This window comes from Dictyoglomus turgidum DSM 6724, from assembly GCF_000021645.1.
Taxonomy (GTDB): Bacteria; Dictyoglomota; Dictyoglomia; order Dictyoglomales; family Dictyoglomaceae; genus Dictyoglomus; species Dictyoglomus turgidum.
Genome location: NC_011661.1, coordinates 248,437 through 272,934, shown reverse-complemented (window position 1 = coordinate 272,934; position 24,498 = coordinate 248,437). Strand labels below are relative to the sequence as shown.

21 protein-coding genes are annotated in these 24,498 nt (G+C 34.1%); 6 read left to right on the top strand and 15 right to left on the bottom strand.

Annotated elements, in window-relative coordinates; genetic code table 11:
- Positions 1-32 precede the first annotated feature (32 nt).
- Entirely contained in the window at positions 33-1,157 is a 1,125-nt protein-coding gene (locus DTUR_RS01330; RefSeq protein ID WP_012582677.1) for an oxygen-binding di-iron domain-containing protein, read from the bottom strand.
- A 109-nt stretch (positions 1,158-1,266) separates the two neighbouring features.
- Between DTUR_RS01330 and DTUR_RS01325 the strand changes: the two genes are divergently transcribed.
- Entirely contained in the window at positions 1,267-2,253 is a 987-nt protein-coding gene (locus tag DTUR_RS01325; RefSeq protein ID WP_012582676.1) for an acetylxylan esterase, read from the top strand.
- Here the strand turns inward: DTUR_RS01325 and DTUR_RS01320 are convergent.
- The 11 genes from DTUR_RS01320 to DTUR_RS01270 form a co-directional block, all read right to left on the bottom strand.
- The gene (locus DTUR_RS01320) at positions 2,250-3,065 is read right to left on the bottom strand and encodes a deoxyribonuclease IV (RefSeq protein WP_164930951.1); all 816 of its coding nucleotides are present in this window, start codon (positions 3,063-3,065) and stop codon (positions 2,250-2,252) included. The genes DTUR_RS01325 and DTUR_RS01320 overlap by 4 nt on opposite strands.
- A gap of 53 nt (positions 3,066-3,118) precedes the next feature.
- On the bottom strand, positions 3,119-4,054 hold the full coding sequence (locus tag DTUR_RS01315) for a thiamine pyrophosphate-dependent enzyme (RefSeq protein WP_012582674.1): 936 nt from the start codon (positions 4,052-4,054) through the stop codon (positions 3,119-3,121).
- Positions 4,055-4,066: 12 nt separating this feature from the next.
- Positions 4,067-5,254, bottom strand: coding sequence for a transketolase C-terminal domain-containing protein (locus DTUR_RS01310; RefSeq protein ID WP_012582673.1), 1,188 nt, complete (start codon positions 5,252-5,254; stop codon positions 4,067-4,069).
- A gap of 15 nt (positions 5,255-5,269) precedes the next feature.
- Positions 5,270-5,548 carry a 4Fe-4S binding protein gene (locus DTUR_RS01305; RefSeq protein ID WP_012582672.1) on the bottom strand — a complete coding sequence of 93 codons (279 nt, stop codon included), beginning with the start codon at positions 5,546-5,548 and terminating at the stop codon, positions 5,270-5,272.
- Complete coding sequence (locus DTUR_RS01300; protein WP_012582671.1) at positions 5,545-6,117, bottom strand: 2-oxoacid:acceptor oxidoreductase family protein; 573 nt, start codon at positions 6,115-6,117, stop codon at positions 5,545-5,547. The genes DTUR_RS01305 and DTUR_RS01300 overlap by 4 nt, the downstream gene beginning before the upstream one ends.
- Before the next feature lie 25 nt (positions 6,118-6,142).
- On the bottom strand, positions 6,143-6,745 hold the full coding sequence (recR, locus tag DTUR_RS01295; protein ID WP_012582670.1) for a recombination mediator RecR: 603 nt from the start codon (positions 6,743-6,745) through the stop codon (positions 6,143-6,145).
- Between the two features lie 3 nt (positions 6,746-6,748).
- The gene (locus DTUR_RS01290; protein ID WP_012582669.1) at positions 6,749-7,063 is read right to left on the bottom strand and encodes a YbaB/EbfC family nucleoid-associated protein; all 315 of its coding nucleotides are present in this window, start codon (positions 7,061-7,063) and stop codon (positions 6,749-6,751) included.
- 10 nt (positions 7,064-7,073) lie between these two features.
- A complete protein-coding gene (dnaX, locus tag DTUR_RS01285) occupies positions 7,074-8,630 on the bottom strand; it encodes a DNA polymerase III subunit gamma/tau (RefSeq protein ID WP_012582668.1) in 1,557 nt (518 codons plus the stop codon).
- Positions 8,631-10,514 (bottom strand): methionine--tRNA ligase, encoded by a 1,884-nt coding sequence (gene metG, locus DTUR_RS01280; protein ID WP_164930950.1) that lies wholly within the window; start codon positions 10,512-10,514, stop codon positions 8,631-8,633. It abuts the gene before it with no gap.
- A gap of 82 nt (positions 10,515-10,596) precedes the next feature.
- Positions 10,597-12,771 (bottom strand): hypothetical protein, encoded by a 2,175-nt coding sequence (locus DTUR_RS01275; RefSeq protein WP_012582666.1) that lies wholly within the window; start codon positions 12,769-12,771, stop codon positions 10,597-10,599.
- A 312-nt stretch (positions 12,772-13,083) separates the two neighbouring features.
- Positions 13,084-15,483 carry a hypothetical protein gene (locus DTUR_RS01270; RefSeq protein ID WP_012582665.1) on the bottom strand — a complete coding sequence of 800 codons (2,400 nt, stop codon included), beginning with the start codon at positions 15,481-15,483 and terminating at the stop codon, positions 13,084-13,086.
- Between the two features lie 253 nt (positions 15,484-15,736).
- On the opposite strand from DTUR_RS01270, the gene DTUR_RS01265 reads away from it, so the two are divergent.
- Positions 15,737-17,098: an HD domain-containing phosphohydrolase gene (locus DTUR_RS01265; RefSeq protein WP_012582664.1), complete on the top strand. Its 1,362-nt coding sequence runs from the start codon at positions 15,737-15,739 to the stop codon at positions 17,096-17,098.
- Here DTUR_RS01265 and DTUR_RS01260 read toward each other — a convergent pair.
- Positions 17,082-18,002 (bottom strand): response regulator, encoded by a 921-nt coding sequence (locus DTUR_RS01260; RefSeq protein ID WP_012582663.1) that lies wholly within the window; start codon positions 18,000-18,002, stop codon positions 17,082-17,084. The genes DTUR_RS01265 and DTUR_RS01260 overlap by 17 nt on opposite strands.
- Before the next feature lie 90 nt (positions 18,003-18,092).
- Between DTUR_RS01260 and DTUR_RS01255 the strand changes: the two genes are divergently transcribed.
- The 4 genes from DTUR_RS01255 to tsaA are packed head-to-tail and all read left to right on the top strand — an operon-like array spanning position 18,093 to position 21,949.
- Entirely contained in the window at positions 18,093-19,202 is a 1,110-nt protein-coding gene (locus DTUR_RS01255; RefSeq protein WP_012582662.1) for an iron ABC transporter substrate-binding protein, read from the top strand.
- Positions 19,203-19,206: 4 nt separating this feature from the next.
- Positions 19,207-20,229, top strand: a complete 1,023-nt coding sequence (locus DTUR_RS01250) for a FecCD family ABC transporter permease (RefSeq protein ID WP_012582661.1) — start codon at positions 19,207-19,209, stop codon at positions 20,227-20,229.
- Positions 20,226-20,984, top strand: coding sequence for an ABC transporter ATP-binding protein (locus DTUR_RS01245; protein ID WP_012582660.1), 759 nt, complete (start codon positions 20,226-20,228; stop codon positions 20,982-20,984). Before DTUR_RS01250 ends, DTUR_RS01245 begins: the two co-directional genes overlap by 4 nt.
- Before the next feature lie 29 nt (positions 20,985-21,013).
- Positions 21,014-21,949 (top strand): tRNA (N6-threonylcarbamoyladenosine(37)-N6)-methyltransferase TrmO, encoded by a 936-nt coding sequence (gene tsaA, locus DTUR_RS01240; protein WP_012582659.1) that lies wholly within the window; start codon positions 21,014-21,016, stop codon positions 21,947-21,949.
- Here tsaA and DTUR_RS01235 read toward each other — a convergent pair.
- Complete coding sequence (locus DTUR_RS01235) at positions 21,946-23,706, bottom strand: ABC transporter ATP-binding protein (protein ID WP_012582658.1); 1,761 nt, start codon at positions 23,704-23,706, stop codon at positions 21,946-21,948. The genes tsaA and DTUR_RS01235 overlap by 4 nt on opposite strands.
- Before the next feature lie 268 nt (positions 23,707-23,974).
- Positions 23,975-24,478 (bottom strand): hypothetical protein, encoded by a 504-nt coding sequence (locus DTUR_RS01230; protein WP_242603715.1) that lies wholly within the window; start codon positions 24,476-24,478, stop codon positions 23,975-23,977.
- Positions 24,479-24,498 lie beyond the last annotated feature (20 nt).

The following is a 24,498-nucleotide window of genomic DNA, read 5'->3' as shown; positions in this document are numbered from 1 at the left end:
TGGGCCCTCTGTTTTTGGAGGGCCCTTTATCTTCATCTTCTAAAGATGTCAAAGACTCTTTTAAAGGTATCCATGATGGATGTGGATTTTTTATATAGAAGTTCCTCTGGAACCTCTAAATTGTATTTTTTAAGGGTTTCAATTGATTTTAATCTCAGCTCTTCCTTTTCGCTTTCGGGTAAATCTTCACAAAAAACATCGTATACAAAGACAAAGGCTGTGGGAGCTGGTATATAGACTTCTGATATTACTCCATTTTCTATTTTTACTATTTCAGGGAAATTACTAGTCTGGGTGCTTATTCTATTTAATTTATTGTATACATTTTCTTCTCCATACTTCTTTTTAGCAAAATCAAGCATATCATTGAAAACTCTTATATAAAATTCCTCTTCTTTTTCCTTAGTATGAATATAATCAAGTCCTACCTCTAAGTCATTTAATCTACTTAAGAATTCTATTATCAGGCTACCCTTAATTATATCTCCATGCTGTGGAAGGATTAATTCAGGAAGGGGATTAAGACGTCCTATCTTGTCTACAGCAAGTTTTAAGGCTTCCTTTGTAGGCATATACACTTCGTGAAATAGTTTTATTCCAAGCCAAGATTCTTCGGTTGCATATATACCTTCAGTGTCTTTTGTGGAGGCACCTCCTAAAAGGTCTCCAGAAAACAATGCCTTTAATTTAGGATAATATACTGCAGTGGCGCCTCTAAAATGACAGAAAGGGGTAGGTATGAATTCTAAACACATATCTCCTTCTTTATTAAGTTTTAACTTTCTGTTGGGGATAAATTCTACAGGTTGAAACTTTTTAGGATCAATGTTGTATCCACTTACTAATCTCCATGTGTCTTGAGATGTAATATATATGGCCCTCGGTGCTAAATCAAGGAGGGCAGGCACCGATGAAGTTAAGTCAGGGTCTTGGTGGTTTGTATAAATTATGTCAATATTTTCAACACCTACAAGTTCATTAAGGGTTTTAATAAAAGCTCTAAAATACTTTAGCGGTAAGGGGTCAAATAAGATATTAATGCTTACTTTATCATCCATAGAGCAAGTTAATAAATAGCTATTAAAATTAAAGAAAGGTTCTGGATCTTTAAAAAGGTATAACCCCTTTTCAATTTCGTAGGTTTTAATTTCTGACATAATATTCTTCCTCCTTTTACCTATGATTTTGAAATTATTTCATTTTATATTAATTTTGAAGCTAATTACAAGTAGTATAATATTCAAAAACGGTTATGGGAGGTGTATTATGGCTTTTTTTGATCTACCTTTATTGGAACTTTGGAAGTATTTTCCTGAAAGAGAGGAGCCTGAAGATTTTGATTTCTTTTGGAAGGAAACTTTAGAAGAGTCAAGAAAATATCCTTTGGATCCTATTTTTGAGAAGGTAGATTTTGGACTTGAGCTTGTGGATACCTATGATGTGACCTTTTCGGGTTATAAAGGACAGAGAATTAAGGGATGGCTTATAGTGCCTAAAAATAGGTCAGGAAAACTTCCCGGAATTGTAGAATATATTGGGTATGGTGGAGGAAGAAGTTTTGCTTATGATTTTCTTTTGTGGGCAAATATGGGGTTTATTCACCTTATAATGGATACAAGAGGACAAGGAAGCTCTTGGAGTCCTGGGGACACTCCTGATTATGATGATGAACCTTTTGATCCTCAGTATTCTGGATTTATGACCAGAGGAATTCTTCATCCTAAGAAATATTATTATAGAAGAGTTTTTACCGATGCAGTAAGAGCTGTAGAAACTATTATGGCATTTCCTGATGTGGATAAGGAGAGAATTGGTATAACAGGTGGAAGTCAAGGTGGGGGTATTACTATAGCAGTTGCAGGTCTTGTTCCTTATATAGGAATAGACGTAAAGATTGTAATGCCTGATGTCCCGTTTTTATGCCATTATAGAAGGGCTGTAGAGATAACCGATGGATATCCCTATCAGGAAATAGTGCAATATTTAAAATCCCATAGAGATCATGTAGATAGAGTTTTTAAGACTCTATCCTATTTTGATGGAGTAAATTTTGCAGTAAGGGCAAAAGCAAAGGCACTATTTTCTGTAGCCCTCATGGATAATATATGTCCACCTTCAACAGTTTTTGCTGCATATAATTACTATCAAGGAGAGAAAGAAATAAAGATTTATCCTTTTAATGGACATGAAGGCGGAGGCACTTTCCATACTTACGAAAAAATGAAGTTTGCAAAGAAGTATTTGAAGGGTTAATCAGAATTTTCTAAGATCTTTCTTATGGTATGTAGGTTATAGAGGTCTGCCATAGGACTGTCTTTGGGGGTTTCAAGGATAAGAGGAATTTTTCTTATTTCAGGAATACTTAATAGATTTTTAAATCCTCCTATCCCGATAGCCCCCTTACCTATGTGGGCGTGTTGGTCTCTGTGAGATCCAAGGGGAAAATGAGAGTCATTTATATGAATTAATACTAACTTTTCCACAGGGATTCTTTCGAAAAAAGAATAAAAAGTTTCTTTACATACCCTTGGATTTTTTAAATTATATCCTGCAGCAAAAAGATGACAGGTATCAATACAAAAGTATATCGATGGAAATTCCTCATGTATGGAGTAGAAGTCCTCTAAGGTTGAACCCCATCCATCTCCTTCCCCTGCACTATTTTCTACTATAAGTTTTGCCTTTATGTCTTCTTCAAGAATTTTTTCAAGAGCTTTAAAAAAATTTCTCTTTGCCACTTCCTTTCCCATCTTTTTGCTACTTCCAGGATGAATTATCAATCCTTCCCATTCTAGTTCTTCTGCAAGTTTCAATTCCTCTATTACTTTTTTAATAGACAAGTTGAATACTTTTTCGTCAGGAGATGCTATATTTACCACATAAGGAGCATGAATGAAAACAGAGTTGAAGGGAAAAACTGGGAGTTTCTCATTGGTAGGTCTATAGCTTCTGGGACTTCCTGAAAAAAGCTGTGCAGTATTTATTCGAAGAAGCTTTATATCTTCGAGTATAGATCTTCCACCTCTAAAAAGATGAACTCCAAGTTTATAGCTATTCTTATTCATTTTAAAAAGAGAAGCTCCCCCATAAAGGGGGAGCCTTTTGTATTCCATGGCTTTTATTTGTTTGTGGCTTCCTCCATACTAAGAAGTCTTTTCCATTCAGCTTCTATATCTTTTTTGATTTCTTCTAATATATGGGTATTTTCTGGCTTAAGAAGGTGAGCAAATCTTCCTTGAACTTTTAGGAACTCCTCTACTGGTTTAAATCCCTTTGGAGGTTTATAGTTTATCTTATACTTTCCATCTTCCACTTCGTAGAGGGGCCATACACCGGTCTCTACTGCAAGCCTTGCAATGTTTATAGCTGAGTTATCGGGTGTTCTCCAGCCCCTTGGACAGGTAGAGTATATATTTAGAAAGGCAGGTCCATCAGTATTTACTGCTTTTCTAACCTTTTCCATGAGATCTCTCCAGTGGCTTGGTGATGCTTGAGCTACATATCTTGCTCCATTTGCTACCATCATTTCTGTTAAATTCTTTCTCCTTTGAGGCTTTCCAGGAACTACCTTTCCTGCTGGAGAGGTAGTAGTAAAGGCACCTCTTGGAGTTGCGCTTGATCTTTGAATTCCCGTATTCATATATGCCTCATTGTTATAGCAAATAAAGACTGCCCTATGTCCTCTTTCTACTGCTCCTGAGAGGGCCTGAAGTCCAATATCGTAGGTACCACCATCCCCAGAAAAGCTTATAAATCTTATCTCTCTATCAATTTCTCCCTTTTTCTTTAAAGCTCTATATGCGGCTTCCACTCCTGCTATGGTTGCTGCTGCATTTTCAAAGGCAGAATGGATCCATGGCACATTCCAAGAGTTAAAAGGAAATATGGTGGTGGCAACTTCAAGGCATCCTGTAGCATTGGCCACTACTACTGGTTCATCTATGGCGTTTAGAACCATTCTTACAACAATACTTGCTCCACATCCTGCACACAATCTATGTCCACTAACTAATCTTTCCTCTTTTAACGCTAATTCTCTTAAGTTAATTGCCATTTTTAGCACCTCCTATTCTCTTACTCCAATATAGGTGAGAGGATTTGGTTTTCCTTTCTTACCTATATCCATGAGCTCTTCAAAGACTTTCTCTATGTGTTGAGTAGTGATATCTCTGCCTCCAAGACCATATACATATGCTTGAGCAATTGGTCTTTTATCATAATGGTAGAAGGCAGAAGTTATCTCATGGTAAAGAGGACCACCAAAGGATCCAGGAACCATACTTCTGTCAAGAATTCCTATTACTTTTGCATCTTTAAGAGCATTTATAATATCCTCGGTGGGGAATGGTCTGAATACTCTGATCTTCAAAAGTCCCACAGGAAGTCCCTTTTCTCTTAGAGCATCTACTACTTCTCTTGCGGTTCCTACAGTAGAGCTCATAGCCACGATTATATATTCTGCACCCTCGGTTTTATACTTCTCTATTACATCATAGTATCTTCCTGTAATATCCCCATATTCTTTTCCTACATGCTTTATAATGGGAAGAGAGTTTTCAAGGGCATAGGCTTGGGCTACTTTGAACTCAAAGTAAGAGTCCGTTAGAGCGAGGGGACCTACCGCTATAGGATTATCCACATCAAGCAAGGTATATTGGGGCTTATATTTTCCTATAAAGTTTCTTACTACTTCATCGTCAAGAACTTCTATCATCTCTTCGGAGTGGCTAGTAATAAAACCATCATACCCTACCATTACAGGGAGTCTTACGTCGGGATGTTCTGCAATCTTAACTGCTTGAAAGATATTGTCATATATTTCTTGCACGTTCTCAGAGAAAATTTGTATCCAACCAGAATCTCTTGCTCCCATAGCATCACTATGATCTCCATGGATATTTATTGGGGCAGAGAGGGCTCTGTTTGCCACAGTCATTACAATGGGAAGTCTTAAAGCAGATGCAATGTAAAGCATCTCCCACATGAGAGCAAGTCCTTGGGATGCAGTAGAAGTCATTACCCTTGCACCTGCAGCAGCGGCACCAATACATGCACTCATGGCACTGTGCTCACTTTCTACAGGCACAAATTCGGTATCTACTTCTCCGTTTGCCACATATTCAGAGAATTTTTGTACCACCTCGGTGGAAGGGGTTATAGGATAGGCAGCAACCACATCAGGATTTACCTGCTTAAAAGCTAAGGCTGCTGCCTCATTACCCTCAATAGCGATTCTTTTGACTTGAGTCTTCATTTTTTCTTCCCTCCTTTATTTTTCTTCTTCTTTCATGGTTATTGCTTTGACAGGACATTCTGCTGCGCAAACACCACAACCTTTGCAGTAATCATAGTCAATATAAACCTTTTGACCATCAAATTTTACTGCAGAATCAGGACAGAAGAGCCAGCAAAACATACAAGTAGTACATTTGTTATAGTCAATTTCAGGCCTAAAGGTTCTCCAGTCCCCCGTCTTATACTCTTTAGAAGTCTGTGCAGGTAAAATAGGACCTATATTTACTAATTCTTTCCATCCTGGTAATTTCATTCTCCCTTTACCTCCTCGTAAGCTCTTTTTATAGCTTGAAGGTTACCCTCCACAACTTCGGGTCTAAACCTTCCTTCAAATTTCTTTCTAAACTGGTTAAGTACCTCATCTAAACTTATTATTGGGACTACACGAATCAAGGCTCCCAGCATGGGAGTATTTGGGATAGGTCTTCCAATGGTTTCAAGAGCTATTCCGGTGGCATCCACAGTATAGATTTTTCTGTCCGAGATTCCAAGCTGTTCTCTTATCTCTTTTGGAGATTGGGTAGTGTTTACTATGAGTATTCCATCCGATGGAAGTCCTTCTAAAATATTCACTTTACCGATGAGAGTTTTGTCAAGTACTACTACAACATCGGGATTATATATTTGGCTGTGGATCCTTATAGGTTTGTCGCTGATCCTGGTATATGCTTTCATAGGTGCTCCTGTTCTTTCTGGGCCATATTCCGGAAAGGCTTGAATATACTTTCCAGCCTCCATGGCTGTTTCAGCAAGGAGATAAGAAGCAGTCTTTGCTCCTTGCCCTGCCCTTGCATGCCAGCGAATTTCCAGCATATCTTTCATACTATAACCTCCTTCTTTATATTTATTATAATATTAACTCCTTTCTTCCTTCTAAGGCATGAATAAGGGTCATTTCATCGGCAAAATCAAGTTCTGTACCTGCAGGAAGTCCATGGGCAAGACGGGTAACTTTTACTGGATATTCCATAAGAAGTCTTGCAATATACATAGCAGTTGCTTCTCCTTCTGGAGTAGAGTCGGTGGCAAGAATAACTTCTTTTATATTTCCTTTTTTAACCCTTTCCATAAGCTCTTTTATTCTAAGATCCTCTGGAAATACTCCATCTAAAGGAGAAATTAATCCTCCGAGGACATGGTAAACTCCATGAAACTTAGAGGTTTTTTCTATTGCCCAAAGATCTTTTGGCTCTGCAACTACACAAATTATGGATTTATCCCTTTCAGGGTTCGTACAGATTTCACAGGGATCTTTTTCAGTAAGGTTAAAGCAAATAGAACAATATTTAATCTCTTTTTTGACCTTTAAGATGGTGTTTGCAAGAACTTCCACACTTTCCTGTGGTTGTTTCAAGAGGTAAAAAGCAATTCTTTGGGCTAATTTGGGCCCAATTCCAGGAAGTTTTGTTAGCTCATCAATGAGCTTCTCAAAAATACTTTTTTCTGCCATCTGTTAAAAGAGTCCGGGTGGTAAGGGAAGCCCATCGGTGAGACTTCCCATCTTCTCAGCTGACTTTTCTTTTGCCTTTGTAAGGGCGTCTCTTAGTGCAGCTGCAATAAGATCTTCTAATATGTCTACCTCATCCTTGTTTACCACCTCAGGATCTATTTTTACCTCCTTTACCTCTTCTTTGGCTGTCATAACTATCTTCACAACTCCTCCTCCTGCGGTTCCTTCTACGAGGGTTTGTTCTAATTCTTCCTCTATTTTTGCCATTTTCTCCTGAAGCTTCTTAAGTTGTTTCATCGCCTCAAATGGATTTTTCACATTATCCCTCCTATTCTATTAGTTTACCCTTAAACATATTTTTGACATCGTCCGTGGACAATTTCTTCTCTTCTTTTTTGGGATCCTCTTTTTCAGGATTTTTCAAAATAGGATTTTCTTCAACGGTTATAAACTTTACCTGTATAGGAACACCATAGAGTTTTTTAAATTCTTCTTCGATTAATGCTCTATTGGGTTTTTCTTCAAGTCTTTCTTTTAGGAAGGAGAAATTTTTTGGAAGTCCAAGAACTAACTTTCCTTCCTGATCTATCTCTATGATTCTTGCCTCTCTTAACATGGCTTCTAAGGAAATTTTTCTCTTTTTAATCTTTGCTAGGAGTTGAGGCCATTTATCTAGAAGCTCATCTATATTTAGTGTTCCTGGGGTACTTTCTCCTCTCTTCTCTTTTTCTTCTTTTTCTTCAGTTTTTATAGGAGTAGTAGGCTGAGTCGGGGTTTGAATTATCTGAGCTTCTACTGTTTCCTCTTTCATGAATAAGGGCAGAAGAATCATCTCCATAACTAATGGGGCGTTAGTGAGATCTCTAAGCCTGTTTTCAAGGATAAGAAGTTGATCAATAATGTCTTGAAGTCTTTGCATAGTGTAGAGTTTTGTTTCTTCCATAAGTTCTTCAAACTCTTCTTGGGTAATAGAAAGGAGATTTCCTATTCTTTCGTCAGCTTTTAATAAAAGTAAATTTCTAAAGTGTTGCAAAAGTTCTCTTGCAAATTGTTGTGGGTTTTTGCCCATCTGAAATACCTGTTGAAGGAGGCTATATCCTTCAAGGATATTATATTCTCCCAGAGCTTTTGCAAATTTATAGGTAAATTCATAGGTAGGAAGCCCAAGAAGATTTCTTGCGAAGTCTTCGGTGATTTCTTGATCAGAGTAAACTAATAGTTGCTCTAAAAGACTTATGGCATCTCTCATAGATCCCTGAGACTGTATGGCAATAAGCCTGAGAGCACCTTCAGAGATTTTTGCTCCTTCGCTTTCTGCAATTTTTGCAAGCTGTTTTATAATCTCATCCCTTGTAAGTCTTCTAAAATCAAATCTTTGACATCTTGATAGAATAGTTAAGGGTACCTTTTGAGGTTCTGTAGTTGCCATAATAAATATTACATGCTCTGGTGGTTCTTCAAGGATTTTTAAAAGGGCATTAAAGGCTTCGTTAGTTAACATATGGACTTCATCTATAATATAAACTTTGTATCTATCTCTTACAGGAAGAAGTCTTGCTTTTTCCCTAATATCTCTTATTTCATCTATACCACGATTAGATGCAGCATCTATCTCAATAACATCAATGCTTCTTCCTTCTGCAATTTCAACACAAGACTCACATTTTAGGCAGGGAGTAGGAGTGGGACCTTTAGCACAATTTAGAGCTTTTGCAAGAATTCTTGCAACGGTAGTTTTTCCTGTACCTCTTGGTCCTGCAAAAAGGTATGCATGACCAATATGGGCATATTTAAGACTATTTTGTAGGGTAATTACTATGTGCTCTTGTCCTACAACTTCTTCGAAGGTTTGTGGTCTCCATTTTCTATAAAGGGCTACAGGCATTTAGCTCACCTTCGATCCAGGATCCACCTCTTTTTCAGGAGTTAAAATGGCAAGTCTTCCTTTGCTATCTTTGGCAGCAAGGAGCATACCTTGAGATTCATAGCCTCTTATCTTTGCAGGTTGTAAGTTATAAACTACTACTATTTCTTTGCCTATAAGCTCCTCGGGTTTATAATATTCTGCTATTCCAGCCACAATTTGTCTCTTTTCCTCTCCAAGATCAATTTCAAGAAGTAATAACTTGTCGCTATTTTCCACTCTTCTCGCAGAAATTACCTTTGCTATTCTAAGGTCTATCTTTTTAAACTCATCAATACTTATTTTTTGCTCCTCTTTCTTTTCTTCCACTTCTTTTTCTTCCTTTCTTTCCACTCTTGGGAATAAAATCTTTCCTTTATTTAATTTTTGTCCCACAGGTATTTTAACATCTTTTATTAAGTCCCAAGCAAATTGCACATCTTTATATCCAAGTTGTCTTTGGATTTCTTCTGCAATGTTTGGCATAAAAGCATAAAGCATAATAGAAATTTTTCTTAAAGCCTCTAATAGGGTATAAATAACTGTATTTAATCTATCTTTGTTTCCAGAAGAGGCTAAGTTCCAAGGTGCTTGTTGATCTATGTATCTATTTGCCTCTTGTACGACTTCCCAGATATAGGTTAAGGCATTAGCAGGATTGAAATTTGCCATTGCTTCTTCTACCTTGTTTGCCATGTCATCTCCTTTTTGAAGGAGGAATTTGTCTTCCTCTTGGAATTCTTTTGGCTCTGGAACTTTTCCCTCAGTATATTTTTCTGCCACTGTAAGAACTCTATTTAATAAGTTTCCTAAATCATTGGCAAGATCCGAATGATATCTTCTATGAAAGGCTTCATCACTGTACTCTCCATCAAGTCCTAAAGGAACTTCTCTTAAAAGGAAGTACCTAAGGGCGTCTACTCCATAAAGATTTATCAATTCATGAGGATCTACTCTATTTCCTTTGGATTTAGATATCTTACCACCTTTTATAGTCCAGAATCCATGGGCAAGAACAGTCTTTGGCAAAGGAATATTTAATGCCATAAGGATGGCAGGCCATATGATGGCATGGAATCTAAGGATATCCTTTCCAATTAAGTGCACGTCTGCAGGCCAATATCTTTTAAATTTAGAGTCGTCATCTGTCAAGTATCCCAATGCACTTATGTAGTTTACTAAAGCATCAAACCATACATATACTGTGTGCTTCGGATCAAAGGGGACAGGAATCCCCCATTTTACAGTAGTTCTTGTAGCGCTTATATCCTTTAATCCACTCTTTATAAAGCTTATAACTTCATTTCTTCTGGTCTCAGGGTATACAAATTCAGGATGTTCCTCAATATATTTCAGGAGAGGCTCTGCAAAGGCAGAAAGTTTGAAATAATAAGTTTCTTCCTCAAGCCACTCCACAGGTCTTCCACAAGCAGGGCAATTCCCATCATGGAGCTCTTCTTTTTGCCAGAAGGTTTCACATGGGGTACAGTACCAGCCTGCATAGCTTCCCTTATATAGATATCCTTTATCATATAGTTTTTGGAATACTTTTTGTACTACCTCTTCATGTCTTTTTTCTGTGGTTCTTATAAAATCATCATTGGTTATGCCTATTTTTTCCCAAGTTTCTATGAACTTTTGTGCCATCAGATCTACGTATTCTTGAGGCGTATAGCCTCTTTCTTGAGCTGTTCTTGCTAATTTTTGTCCATGTTCATCAAGTCCCGTAAGGAAAAACACGTCATAATCCTTAAGTCTATAAAAACGGGCGAAGGTATCAGCAACAATAGTGGTATACACAGTACCTATATGAGGTTCAGAATTTGAATAATATATAGGAGTTGTTATGTAGAATTTGTTTCTCACCAAGTTATTCGCTCCTTTCATACACTAAAATTCCTTGATAATAATACTACTTAAATAGATATGTGTCAAATTTATACTAATTTCAAAAATTCACAGAAATATTACCTCCTATTTGAAGGATAAAAGAATAGTTTTGCTCTAATGCACTGTATATTCCTTTTATATAAAGGCAATTGTTGGTAAATTTTTCAGATTTGTTGGGAATATAAGTAAAAATTACAGTATATTTTTCTAAGTTGGTATTATATTTTTCGTGGATTATAAATAACTCATATTTTGATTTATTTAATTCTCTTAAGAGGTTTATAGATTCAGAATTTAGTAAATAGGTGCCAGTATCTACAGATGAAGTATAAGTCCTCCAGGTTTTGTAAAAATGTGCTTTAAATTCATTTTGAGAGAATTTCTTTTTAAATTCTAAGTTTAGAGACAGGTATTTAAGGTATGCTTCATAATAAGTGTTTTCAAGATGTTCTAAAGAGAAATTTATAAAATCTTCACCAAAAGTCAGAACTGGGTTAATTTTGAAAAGAATAGTTTTTGCATAGGGGAAGCTATTTATGTTTAAATCTAAATAAATATATGAAGGTAAAAAGAAATATACAGATTTAAGTAAAAGCTTGTTGTTTTTTTCATATATTTTATAAATATTCGTGAGATCTATCCATAGGTTTTTAAGAATTGTTCCTCGGGCTGAGAAATTAATAAGATAGTCATAGATGAAATCCTGTTCTATCCTCTGAAGAGAAGCGGAGGAACTTATCTTTGGACTTGTAAACTTTAATTGTAAATCATGGCTTTGATAATAGCTTTCTTGAGGAATAATCGTTAAGTAGTAGATGGTTAAGGAAAGGTCTGGAGGGGGAGGATGAATTCCATTATTGTCTACAAAGAATAGATCTACTCTATTTTCATATATAGATAGATTTAAAGTATAAGTCTTATAAGAGCCGTCAGGAAAAAGATATGTAAAAGTGCTATTATTTTTAACAAGAATATTATTTATATAGACACTAACTGAATTTATATCAATAGTAGGGTAAGATAGTTGGAAAGAGAAATTTACTCCGTCGGTCATAAAGATTTGAGCTAAATAAATGGGAGTATCTGGATTTAAATTTTCTTTTTTATTAAATTTTTCTCCCATATTTAATTCAAAGCTTTTACTTTTTATGCTTATTCCTATGGTATAGGAGAAGTCTCTAAAATAAGCTTTATCCGAATAATAATCGTTAGAATAAACTAAAAAGTAAGAATTTAGAAAATCTAAAGAGGGTGATAGAGACATACTATAAGTTGACGAGACATAAGAGTTAGAAATCGTCTTTTTGTACATACTATTTAAAGATAAAGGATAGTAAGTGTAAGTTATTCCAATCTCTTCTTTACTTTTTTCATAGCTATAAGAGAATTCAGCTTTTGAATTGTTGGTATTCAATATAAGGGTATGATTTTGTTTTGAGAACTCTTCTCCTTTGGTAATTTTGTTTTCAAAGTCATAAATATAGCTTAAAGAAGAAAAGGGAAGTAAACTCAAGCTAAAATGTATATATTTTGAATCAGATAAGAGATTGTTGTTCCCTAAAACTTCTGTTAAATATATGTATCCTTTTTCTGCATACAGGTATTCCAAGGATGCAGTGAAAAGTTCTTTACTCAGAGCAAATTTTAAGTAGTCTGCATACCCAGAATACATGTTGTTAACAAAGAAAAAAGATCTTCGGAGATTTAAAAGGTTATTTTCGTCTTTTTCCATATTTATACCTACTTCCCAAAAACTGTTTTGGGTGTTCTCTATAGATTTCTCTAAATTAAGGTAAGAAAGATTTAGAGCACTTAAGTTTAAGGAGAAGCCTGAAAGGTTATAAATTTCTTTGGAGGGGGATTCATATTCTATGACTATATAATCATTCTTTGTAATTACAAAGCTAAATGATATTATTCTTTGCTTGTAATCTATAGCGTAATCAAAATCCCTTTGCAAAAGATTCCCATTTAAATATACTTTTTCTGTAAAGGGTGTTAGAAAGGTATCCTCAAGAAAGTAAGGTCCTGGGGTACCATTTCCATAAAAGTTTTTATATTTTTTTAATCCCTCTATTTTTGATATTATTCCTTTAAGAGAAAGAGTATTATTTTCATATGTGATATAAATACCGTTAACCTTTTTATTGTATAGGGAGAGTGGGGAAAAGTTTAGGTTAAGGAGATTACTAAATCTAATTTTAAACTCAGAAAAATTTAAGAAAAGTTCCATGATGTCCGTGGGATGGGAAATATAAGAGAAGTCAAGGGTAAATTTAGGTATATGGTAATTTAAATAAAACTGGGAATTTTGGTAGATGTATATTCCTTTGAGAATGTTTGGATTAAGAGATAAAAGATAAGGGTTCCCAAAAAATATGGAAAAATACGTATCTATATAGGTGTTGCCATTTATATTGAGGCTTTGTGAAAAGGATATGGAAAATGTTAATATGATTATTAATACTATTAGGAAAACGTTTTTCATATAAAGAATTATATTACAAATTTTTGAGATTACGCAATTAGTTAAAACTAAGGGGTATTAGAAGTTTATAGAAATATTGCCTCCTATCTGAAAAATATGCAAATTTGTTTCTTTTTTGTTTAGTATATATTTTATAAAAGCAGAGGAATTTGGGAGAGTTTTTGTAGGAGTTAGAAATAAGCCTATTATATACCTTTCTGCTTTATCGCTGTAATATTCATGGGAAAAAGAGAGTTCAGTAGTATATTCGTTAAATTTTTTGGAAAAAGATAAATTCTGAAGGTTCTTTTTATAAGGAGCCAAGGAATAAGATGCTTCTCTTTTATTTTTGGTTATTTTAATTTTAAAATCTCCAAAGGAGAAGGATCTTTTTAGTTCAAAAGAGAGGGAAAGATTTTTATAAAAATTTTGGTAATAATAGTTCTGATAGTACTCAAGGTAAATAATAAAGTCATAGGGATTAAAAGAGAGATTTAGGTTAGTTTTTGAAGACAAAGTTTCCATATTTTCTGTCTCATTGTAATAAAAGTTAAAATTAAGAGAAGATGACTTAAGATAGTAATTGGCATTTAAGGATAGGTTTCCTCTTGGTCTTTCTATATCCTTATTTCCAGTAAGGCTTATCCAGAGGTTTTGAATAGGCATTCCATAAGTGGAGAGAGATATATTGTGGTATACGAAGTTGTTATCATTGTTTCTTTGCAGAGTTAATAATGGGTTTAGGTTGAAATATTTTACTCTCATTTTTAAGAAAGTGCTTTGAGAAAAAGTTCTTTGAGGAAGGATTGTTTGGTAATTGATGGTTATGTTTAGTCCTGCGGGAGGAGGATTTTCTCCTTCTTCATCAATGAAGAATATAAAAATAGTATTATTGTAAGTGTAATAATTTACTGTATAAGTCTTATAAGTGCCATCGGGGAGATAATAAGTAAAGGTTCCATTATTGCTGATATATGTATTATTTATGTATAAATTTATGGAATCTTGTAAAGGAGTATAATTTAATTCAAAAATATAGGTTTCGCCGTTGGTAATAAAGTTTTGGGATATGGGAATAGGTGCTTGAGGATCTAAATTCCCTTTTACTTTATAGTTTCCTCCTATGGAAAAATCAAAAATTTTCCCTATTAAACTTATGCTTCCTCCTATTTCTTGTTCTTTTATATAAGAAGAACCTATTAATTGCTCTTTTTGAGAGAAATAAAAAGAAGGGTTAAAATTGTTAATCTTAGGTAATAGAGATAGGGTACAAGTGTTTATAGTTGAAGAACCTGTATTAATCTTCTGAATCATGCCATATAAATTTATAGGAATATAAGTGAAATTTAAGACTTGAGTGTTTTTGTTGTTTTCTTCTCGGTATGATAAGGAAAGCTTTAAAGATGTAGAATTCATGCTTAAATTATGAAGCCACTTTATATTATCCCCACTTAAGTTATAAGAAAAATAGTAATTAATAATACTTAAAGGGGTTAGATTAAGATTTAAAGTAAGGTTTCGAAGTCCAGGAGTGAGATTAAAATTTCCAAGAATTTCTGGAATATAAGGATAATTTTCAGTGGAGTTTATAATCTCAAGATTACTGTTTATAATTTTTCCTTTGAAAGATAGCTTTAAATAGTCTGCATATCCCGAGTAATTGTTTTCAAGGAGGGCATAAGATCTTCTTATTTCTAAAAAGTTATTCTCGTCCCTTTTTATTTTAAAAGATCCTTCTATAAAGCTTCTTTGAGTATTTGTGGATGTACTTTGGAGGGAGATATAACTTAATTTAAAGGGAGAATACCCTATACCTAAACCCGCCACATTGTAAATTTCAGTATTTCCTGAAATCTCATATTCTAAGATTACTTCATCTTGGAAGGACACCACAAAGTTAAAATAAATTACCCCATAAGTATAATCTATTATGTAATCCTCATCTCTTTTTAACAAGTTTCCATTTAAATAGGCCCTCTCTTTATAAGGTATCAAAAAGAAGTCTCCAATAAAATATGGACCCTGTGTCTCGTTTCCATTAAATTTTGTCATCTTTTTTCTTCCCTCAATCTTTGCAAAGATTAAAGCCATATTTAATTTTTTCCTTTCATATGAACTGTAGATGCCGTTTAGGATCTTATTATACAAGGTAAGTGGAGAGAAGTTCTGATAAAGTTCATTACTAAAATTCATATAAAAATTTTCCGATCTCAGGAATAAATCTACTCTTTCCTTAGGCTGAGACTGATAACTGAAATTTAAAGATAGGTTTTTAGTGAGGTAATCTATGGAAAATTGGGAATTTTGGTAGAAATAAATTCCTTCTTGAATCTCTGAGGAGAGATAATTTAGGGATGAGTCTCCTGAAAAGTAGGCATAATAAGAATTTATATTCATGTTTCCATTAAAACTTAAGGTTTGGGCTGAGGTTACAGAAAATACAAAAATAAAAATAGTTGTAAAGATTAATCTTTTCATATTTTCCCCGTGACTTTTTTAATTATCATATCACATTATTAAGCGACTTAATATATAACCTAAGGGGTAGAGAAATATTAAATTTAAAATCCTTAACATTTTAGCTTTATTTATAGCAGTGCTTTTAGTACTCTCATCTTAGGATTTGGAAATTGAAATAAGAAGTTAAAAATTTAGTATATTTTTGTTTCAAAGGAAACTATGCTATAATCTTACTCAGAGTAAGGTGAGTGGGATATAAGGAAGAGTTTGTATGAAAGATTTTTTTGAAAATATAAGTTCTTGTTTTTTGATTGTAAATTCTCAAGGTTTAGTATTAGAATGCGATTCAAACTTTGAGAAGAAGTCAGGATACAAAAGAGAAGAGGTTAAAGATAAGAAACACATATACGAGATCCTTGGGGACATAAGTTCTTGGAAAAAATTGGACTGGGGTTATGAAACCTATTTAACCAAAAGTAATGGAGAAAAGATAAAGATTTTTATAAATTTTTTCTCTTTTTCAGATTACAATTTAAACATTATAACTATAAATGATTTCTCCTTTTTAACATATATGTATGAAAACTATGCATCTTTTATATCCCAAAGTCCCTTCCCCATCATTGAGGTGGATCTTTCTGAAATGTTTAATTATTTTAGGATTATTAAGAAAATCGCAGGAAATGAAATTGATAAGTATCTTGAGATTTATCCTGAGGCTATATATGAGATTATAGGTAAAATCAAATTTATTTACATAAATGAAAGCTTTTATAATGAGTATAAAGGATTTAGTTTTGACGCCCTTAAAGAAAACGTGTTTAATTATTTTACTGAAGAAGGTTTAAATACTTTGAAAAATGAACTCTTAAAAGTTTATGACGGCAATTTGAATTTAAACTTTGAGGTTGAAGTCATTGATCCTATTGGGAAATTAAGATTTATAAATGTATATGTTTACCCTGTGGGAAGGGAGAGAGTTTTAATCTATATTCTTGATAAAACTAAGGAGAGAGAATTAGAGGAAGATTTAAGAAGAAGTGTTAGTAAAATTACCAATCTATATAATCAAGTGATTAATACTCTTTCTTCCATAATGGAGCATAAAGACTCTTATACTGCTTATCATCAGAAAAGAGTTGCAGAACTTTCTCACGCTATCGCAAAAGAGATTGGTTTGCCTAAGGATAAAGTTGACGCCATCAGAATAGGAGCGTTACTCCATGATATTGGGAAGATTGCAATTCCTGGAGAGATTTTAAATAAACCTGGTAAATTAAATAACATTGAAATGGAGATAGTAAAAACTCATCCTTTAACGGGATACAATATGCTTAAGAATATAGATTTTCCTCCAGAGGTACTTTATATAGTACTTCAACATCACGAAAGGCTTGATGGATCCGGATATCCTGAAGGATTAAAAAATGGGGAGATAAATCTTTCTGCAAGGATCGTAGCGGTGGCAGATGTGGTTGAGGCAATGATCTCTCATAGACCTTACAGGCCTCCTTTTGGAATTGATAAGGCTTTGGAAGAAATTGAGAAAAACAAAGGAACAAAATATGATCCTGATGTGGTTGATGCTTGTATAAGGCTTTTTAAAGAGAAGGATTTTAAGTTTTCAATATAGAGACTTGGAAGGCAGGAACTTCTTTATAAAATATAGGAGTGGTTATAATTCGAAGCTCTGCTGACTCTCCAGAGGGCAAAGTTGCTTTAATTTTAACCGTTTTTTTATCCTTTGATGGTGTAAGAGTTTCCCTAAGTTGGGTAATATGAAGGGGAGAAAGGTGAAGGATCTCAAAGATGTTTTTTCCAATGATCTTTTCTTTTTTCATGTTGAAAAAGGAAAGAGCCGAAGAATTAGCACCTATGATTTCTCCTCTTATATCTTTTATTACCAGAATGGGAATAGGAATTCCTTCAATAAGAAAATCATATTCTTTGTCCTTTTCATATATTTCTCTTAATTTTTCATTTAGTTTCTTGATTTCTTGTTTTAATTTCCTAATCTCTTCCATATCTCCAATGGTTTTTTCATAGGAAAATAGGAGAAGATTTAAAATTTGGATCTGAGTTGATCTGAGGGTATATTTCTTCCCCATAATATTTATCTCTAAGTTCGACTCTGTATAGCCAAGTTTTTTTAATTCACTGTGGGATATAAGAAATTGAACTGTAGATATGAGATATTTTTTATTAAAGGGTTTTATTATAAAGGCATCTGCGTCAACGTCTAAGGCTTTTATTATATCTTTTGGATCAGACAAGGTAGTAAGTAATAATACAATTATATCTTTCCATTTCTCACTGCTTTTTACTATCTTACAGAGTTCAAATCCATCAATTCCAGGCATCAAAATGTCCGATATGATTAATTTAGGGGTTTTACTCTTTAAGATCTCTATAGCTTCTTCTCCTGAAAGAGCAACAAAAGAGGAAAAATTATAATCTCTCAGAATCTTTCTTAAATATTCTGCCTGAGTGGGTGAATCTTCTACTATCAATATATCCCTATTATTTTCAGGAACCATTTTTTTATATTATATCACAGATCTTTTTTTACTTTTCTTTTTGTGTTATAATTTTTGTAAAAAGTAGCACTAAGAGGAGGAAAAGTAGATATGAATATAAATAAATACATTTTCAAATTCGCTCTGTTAATACCTCTATTGTTAATATTTTATTCCTCTTTATCTTTTTCTCAGACAAAAAATACTATTTCAATAATTGATCTTGCAGGAAGGAAGGTTGAGATAAGTCAGCCAGTAAAAAGGGTCGTGGCTATTGGTCCGGGAGCCTTAAGAATTGTAAGTTATGTAGATCAGTTTAGTAGAATTGTAGGGGTAGAAAATATTGATAAAAGGTACACCATTGGTAGGACTTATAATATGGCATTTTTTGATATTATAGAGAAACTTCCCATAATTGGTCAGGGAGGACCTGATACTTCTCCGGATCCTGAAAAACTAATAGCAGTAAATCCTGATGTAATCTTTGTTATTCAACTTTTGGACAAGGGTGGAGCAGATAAGCTCTATGAGAAAACAAAAATTCCTGTAGTGGTTTTAAATTATGGTACTCTTGGCACCTTTGATGAAGATCTCTTTAAATCTTTGGAGATTGTTGGTAAGGTGCTAAACAAGGAAGCAAGGGCTTCTGCCATTATAACTTATATAAAAAATATAAGGAATGCCTTTTCCTTAAAGACGAGATATATTGCTGATAAAAATAAACCATCGGTTTACGTAGGAGCTTTAGGATTTAAGGGGGCAAGGGGTATAGAGAGTACTCAAGGATATTTCCCAATTTTTACTCCCCTTTATATCAAGAACGTAGCTGATTCTCTTGGTAAAAAGGGTAGCGTATTTATAGAGAAGGAGAAGCTTTTGATTTGGGATCCTGATATAATCTTTTTGGATCTTGGAAATCTCAATTTAGTAAAGGACGACTTTAGTAAAAATCCTGATTTTTATAAAGCCTTGAGAGCTTATAAAAATAAAAATATCTATGGAATATATCCTTACAACAATTACAATACCAATATTGATACTGCCCTTGTAGATATGTTTTGGGTAGCCAAAGTGGTATATCCTGATAAATTTAAGGATATAATTATAGGAAACAAGGCTCAAGAGATTTATACCTTTTTCTTTGGGGAGAGGGGGAAGAATATCTACTCTGAACTTGCCAAATCATATGGAGAACTTAAAAGGGTAAACCTTGAAGAGTAAAGTTATGGAGTATAAAATTACAGTAAAAGAGTATAAGGAATATACGGGGAGAAAGATCTTATTTATCTTTTTATTAGGATTTTTCACAATAATCTTTTCTATATTTGCCTTGAATGTAGGGTCCTCTGGGATTAATCTTTTAGATTTTGTCAGGGCTTTTCTCGGAAAGGGTGAAGGTAAATTAGGTTTAATTGTATGGCAGATAAGGATTCCTAGAGTACTTGGGGCTATTTTAGCAGGAATTGGGCTTGGAGTTTCAGGTTGTATATCTCAGAATGTTCTAAGAAATCCTATGGCTTCTCCCTTTACTTTGGGTATTTCTCAAGGAGCAGCCTTGGGAGCTACCTTGTCTATTGTGTTGTTTAACCAGAATATTCCTTATTTAACTCCCCTTTTTGCTTTTTTAGGAGCTATGATGACTACTGTATTGATTATTCTTCTTTCTTCCAGATTTAAAGTAACGCCTGAGGCTATGATCCTTGCAGGAGTTTCTTTGTCTTCTCTTTTTTCTGCTTTGACCACCATCATTCAGTACTTTGCTAACGAGGTAAAAATTGCTGCAGTGATTTTTTGGACCTTTGGAGATATAGGTAGAATTTCTTTAAAAGATATAAAGATAATATTTATTGTGATACTTTTGGGTACTCTTTATTTTGTCTCCAGAAGGTGGGATTATAACTCCCTTGAGGGTGGGGATGAAACGGCAAAAAGTCTTGGAATTAATGTGGAGAGGGAAAGAATTGTTTCCATGCTTATAACCTCTTTGATTTCCGCAGTAATAACTGCGAGTGTTGGAGTTATAGGATTTGTAGGCCTTATTGCACCCCATATTATGAGGAGATTTGTAGGAAATGATTATAGGTTTCTTATTCCTGGCTCTGCCCTTTTTGGTGGACTACTTTTACTTGTCTCCGATACCTTAGCAAGAACTGTAATTTCTCCCATAGTACTTCCTGTAGGTGCTATAACTTCTCTTCTTGGGGCTCCTTTCTTTCTCTACCTTCTTTCTTTGAGGTTTAAAAGATGATTCTTGAAATTCAAGGATTACATTTTAGTTATAGAAGTACACCTGTTTTAAAGAATGTAACCTTTTCGGTAAGAGAAGGAGAAATGGTAGGAATTCTTGGTAATAATGGAGCTGGAAAGTCCACCCTTATAAAGTGCATTAATAAGATTCTCTCACCAAAAGAAGGAGTAATTTATTTGAATAAGAAAGATATAAGAAATATAAAAAGAAGAGAGGTTGCAAAGCTTATAGGCTATGTGGCTCAGAAGTATGATTACTATAATCTTACTGTATTTGATGTGATCCTTTTAGGGAGGAGACCTCATATTAAATGGGATGCCACTTTAAAAGATCTTGAGATAGTGGAAAGAATAATTAGAGATTTAAACCTTCAACATATTGCCTTAAGGAGTGTGGATGAGATATCGGGAGGAGAACTTCAAAAAGTGATAATAGGAAGGGCATTAGCTCAAGAACCTAAAATTTTGCTTCTTGATGAACCTACAAACAATTTGGATCTAAAAAATCAAATTGAGGTTTTGCAATTTATAAAGGAATATGTGATTAATAAAAATATCTCAGCTCTTGTGGTACTTCATGATGTGAATTTAGCATTAAGATTTTGTGATAAATTTATCTTTCTAAAAAATAACACCATTTATGCCCAAGGTACTATAGAGATGATAAATGAAAAAATTATTGAAGAAGTTTATGGAGTAAAAGTGGTTATTGATAAAGTAAATAATATACCAGTAGTAGTACCTTTAGCAGTGTAATTATATTTTTCTGAAGAGGAGGATTTTATATGGAGCTTAAACCTATCGGAGTCATTCATAGTCCATATAAAACTAAGGAAGAGGCACCTTTTCAAGGAAGGTGGGCAGAGGATTTAAAAGAGTCAGTTATTGAGATTTTTGAGGAATATAGAGATGCAATGCAAGGTTTAGAGAATGTAAAACATATAATTGTTCTTTACTGGTGTGATAGAGCAGATAGGAATAGACTTAAGACCATAACCCCTTGGGGACCTGAAGAGAAAGGTGTTTTTTCCACTAGGTCTCCCTCAAGACCAAACCCTATTGCCTTTTCCATTGGCGAAATTAGAAAGATAGAAGGAAATAAAATTTATGTGTTAGGGCTTGATGCCATTGATAAGAGTCCTCTTTTAGATATAAAAGTATATGTTTATGATATTGATGCTATAAAAAGACCAAGAAAAAAAGTAGTATTTAATTCTGCTTTATGGGACGAATGTGTTTCTTTTCATGGACATTCCTGTCCGGGGCTTGCTATAGGGTATAAAGCAGTAGAAGCAGTGGTTTCAAAACTTAAGATTTCCTTTTCTGAAGATGAAGAGATAGTTTGTATTACAGAAAATAATGCATGTGGAGTAGATGCTATTCAATATATTCTTGGATGTACCTTTGGAAAAGGAAATCTTATCTTCAAAGATAGAGGAAAACAAGCCTTTACATTCTTCGTAAGAGATACAGGAGAGGGAGTAAGGATAGTCTTAAAGGATCTTCCTCGAAGGGAAGATAGAGAAAAATGGACTAAAGAACTTTTAAAAATGAATGTGGAAGACATGTTTGAATTTCAAGCTCCAAGGGACGAAATTCCTAAAAGAGCAAGGATATATCCCTCTTTAAAATGCGAAATTTGTGGGGAAAAGGCTTCGGAAAGAAATATGAGAATTAAAGAAGGAAAAATTGTCTGTATGGACTGTTTTGAAAAGGATTAATTTCTTACAATCTCTGCCATTTTATCCTCGGCAAATTGTACCGAACAAAGCTTGTAATAAAGTCCTTTTTTCTTAATAAGTTCTTCGTGAGATCCGATCTCCACAATCTCTCCATCTTTTAATACTATGATTTTGTCTGCTCTTTTTACCGTAGAGAGTCTGTGGGCAATAATTAAAATGGTTCTTGTCCCTACCAAATTGTTTATAGCTTTCTGAATTTCACTTTCCGTTTCCGTATCCACCGATGAAGTAGCTTCATCAAGGATAAGTATAGGGGCATTTTTTAAGACTGCCCTTGCAATGGCAAGCCTCTGCTTTTGTCCTCCAGAAAGTTTTATTCCCCTCTCTCCTATTTCAGTAAAATAGCCCTTTGGAAGTCTCTCTATGAATTCATGGGCATGGGCAATTTTTGCAGCCTCTATTACCTCTTTAAGAGTGGCATTCTCCTTTCCATAGGCTATATTTTCAAAGACAGTACCATTAAATAAAAATACATCTTGAAGTACTATACTTATATTTTCATGAAGAGATTTTAAAGTTACATCCCTTATATCTATATCATCTATCTTTATGGATCCAGAGTCAGGATCAAAGAACCGATTTATTAAGTACATTATGGTGGTTTTTCCTACTCCTGTAGGACCTACAAAAGCTACCATCTCTCCAGGATTTATTTCAAAGGAGATATTTTTTAATACGTAAACCCCGGGATTATAGGAGAAATTAACATTTTCAAAGGTAATTTTACCCTTTACATCCTTAAGCTCAATAGCATTTTCCTTTTCCTTTATCTCTGGCTCTGTCTCCAGTACTTCAAATACCCTCTCTGCTCCTGCAAGGGCCTGTTGAACATTCTCCAAAATTTGGGCAAGGGCATTTATTGGCTGATAAAACATTCCAAGGTAGAGTAAAAATCCTACAATATCTTGAACTTGTATTTTGCCAGAAAGAGCCATTATTCCTCCAATAGAGACCACAATTAGGTTTCCAAGGGAGCTTAAAAATCCAACCGTAGGATGGAATACGGCGCTAAGTTTTAAGGCAGAAAGAAGGGCATTTATTTGATTATATACTTTTTCTTTTATTTTCTTATACTCCTTCTCCTGTTTATTAAAAAGCTGAATCTCTCTTATACCAGAAAGGTTATCTTGAAGATCTGCATTTAGGTCTGCAAGAGCTTTTTGAGCTTTTCTAAATATGGGCATAATTTTTTTGGCAAACAAACTGCTACTGAAAAGTAAAAAGGGAATAGGGGTGAGAGAAAGGGGGGCTAAGGTAGGGTTTATTATAAAAAGTATTGTAGCAATTCCTGTAAGTATTAATAGGTTGCTTATAAGATCTGGTACCGCATGAGCAATTAACATCTCAAGGTTTGCAGTGTCATTTACTACCCTTGACATAAGTTGTCCTGTTTGCTTGTCCACAAAATATCTGTAGGATAAATTTTGTAGTTTATCATATACCATCATCCTTACATCAGCCACTAAATGCCATGCTGCATAATGGGAAAAATAGTTTCTTAAGAATTGAAAAACTATTCCTAAAATGTAGGATAAAACTAAAACAAGAGATATTTTTATTATATCCTCTCTGGCATTGGGGTAGTGAGTAATGTTTGTGATAATTCCTATAAGGCTTCTTATAAGCCAAGGTCCAAGAAGATTTATTCCTGTTAAAATAAGAAGACTTATGGCTGATATTATGAGATACCCCCAATACGGTTTTGCAATTTTGACAAGTTTTATGAGATATCGCAAAATTAACACCTCCAATAATTAGCTATCAAATTATTTTAATACAAAAGATAAAGTTTGTCTACTTTAAAGGAGCTGAATCTCTAATTATTTTATCACCCTTCTCATTTAAAATAGCTCCTAGGAGGGTGATTTTTTTGATTACAGATCAGAAATTTAACGAAGTTTAAAAACTGCTTAAGTTTTAATGTTTACTCTAACCCCATTCATGCTCCGTAAATATATATCAAAGAAAAAATTTAGGCGCTTCACTTCTATAAAGGAGAAAACATTACTTGGCTACATAATCCAAATCGCACCAATCTGTTGAATCAACCCCATGCCAGTACAAAACAGTTGTGCCGGGCTTAAATTTAATAAGCAAATCCCTGTCGCCGTAAGTTTTATTATAAATCTTTCTATTTTCTCTTAAAACTATCTTTAGTGTCCTCCCTTTATATCCCTGTTGCAAATCCATCCATCGGAAAGGAGCGTAACTAAAATTTTCACCTACTGGATAAGGATTTCCTGGTAAAAATAAGTATCCTCCTATCTCTTTCCCTGTGTTATAATCAAAAACCTGCACAGGCACTTCATAATCTTTTCCTGTCATATAATAAAAACCATTATAGCCTTCGGTACATTCAAATATTACATAGTCTCCATCATGTAGAAAAAGAGCACCTTTGTATGGGAAGTCGTCTTGTCCATAGTCTCTATTTCTAAAGGAAGAAGCAAAAACTATCACAAGAAGAATTATTAAAATAATAAACAATCCAATAGAAACTTTTTTCACTTTTATAACCCTCCTCATAA

Excerpts from the sequence above, each read along its gene's own strand:
- DTUR_RS01330 (WP_012582677.1), bottom strand. The coding sequence starts at position 1,157 with ATGTCAGAAATTAAAACCTACGAAATTGAAAAGGGGTTATACCTTTTT.
- DTUR_RS01325 (WP_012582676.1), top strand. The coding sequence starts at position 1,267 with ATGGCTTTTTTTGATCTACCTTTATTGGAACTTTGGAAGTATTTTCCT.
- DTUR_RS01320 (WP_164930951.1), bottom strand. The coding sequence starts at position 3,065 with ATGAATAAGAATAGCTATAAACTTGGAGTTCATCTTTTTAGAGGTGGA.
- DTUR_RS01315 (WP_012582674.1), bottom strand. The coding sequence starts at position 4,054 with ATGGCAATTAACTTAAGAGAATTAGCGTTAAAAGAGGAAAGATTAGTT.
- DTUR_RS01310 (WP_012582673.1), bottom strand. The coding sequence starts at position 5,254 with ATGAAGACTCAAGTCAAAAGAATCGCTATTGAGGGTAATGAGGCAGCA.
- DTUR_RS01305 (WP_012582672.1), bottom strand. The coding sequence starts at position 5,548 with ATGAAATTACCAGGATGGAAAGAATTAGTAAATATAGGTCCTATTTTA.
- DTUR_RS01300 (WP_012582671.1), bottom strand. The coding sequence starts at position 6,117 with ATGAAAGATATGCTGGAAATTCGCTGGCATGCAAGGGCAGGGCAAGGA.
- recR (WP_012582670.1), bottom strand. The coding sequence starts at position 6,745 with ATGGCAGAAAAAAGTATTTTTGAGAAGCTCATTGATGAGCTAACAAAA.
- dnaX (WP_012582668.1), bottom strand. The coding sequence starts at position 8,630 with ATGCCTGTAGCCCTTTATAGAAAATGGAGACCACAAACCTTCGAAGAA.
- DTUR_RS01275 (WP_012582666.1), bottom strand. The coding sequence starts at position 12,771 with ATGGAACTTTTCTTAAATTTTTCTGAGTTTAAAATTAGATTTAGTAAT.
- DTUR_RS01270 (WP_012582665.1), bottom strand. The coding sequence starts at position 15,483 with ATGAAAAGATTAATCTTTACAACTATTTTTATTTTTGTATTTTCTGTA.
- DTUR_RS01265 (WP_012582664.1), top strand. The coding sequence starts at position 15,737 with ATGAAAGATTTTTTTGAAAATATAAGTTCTTGTTTTTTGATTGTAAAT.
- DTUR_RS01260 (WP_012582663.1), bottom strand. The coding sequence starts at position 18,002 with ATGGTTCCTGAAAATAATAGGGATATATTGATAGTAGAAGATTCACCC.
- DTUR_RS01255 (WP_012582662.1), top strand. The coding sequence starts at position 18,093 with ATGAATATAAATAAATACATTTTCAAATTCGCTCTGTTAATACCTCTA.
- DTUR_RS01250 (WP_012582661.1), top strand. The coding sequence starts at position 19,207 with ATGGAGTATAAAATTACAGTAAAAGAGTATAAGGAATATACGGGGAGA.
- DTUR_RS01245 (WP_012582660.1), top strand. The coding sequence starts at position 20,226 with ATGATTCTTGAAATTCAAGGATTACATTTTAGTTATAGAAGTACACCT.
- tsaA (WP_012582659.1), top strand. The coding sequence starts at position 21,014 with ATGGAGCTTAAACCTATCGGAGTCATTCATAGTCCATATAAAACTAAG.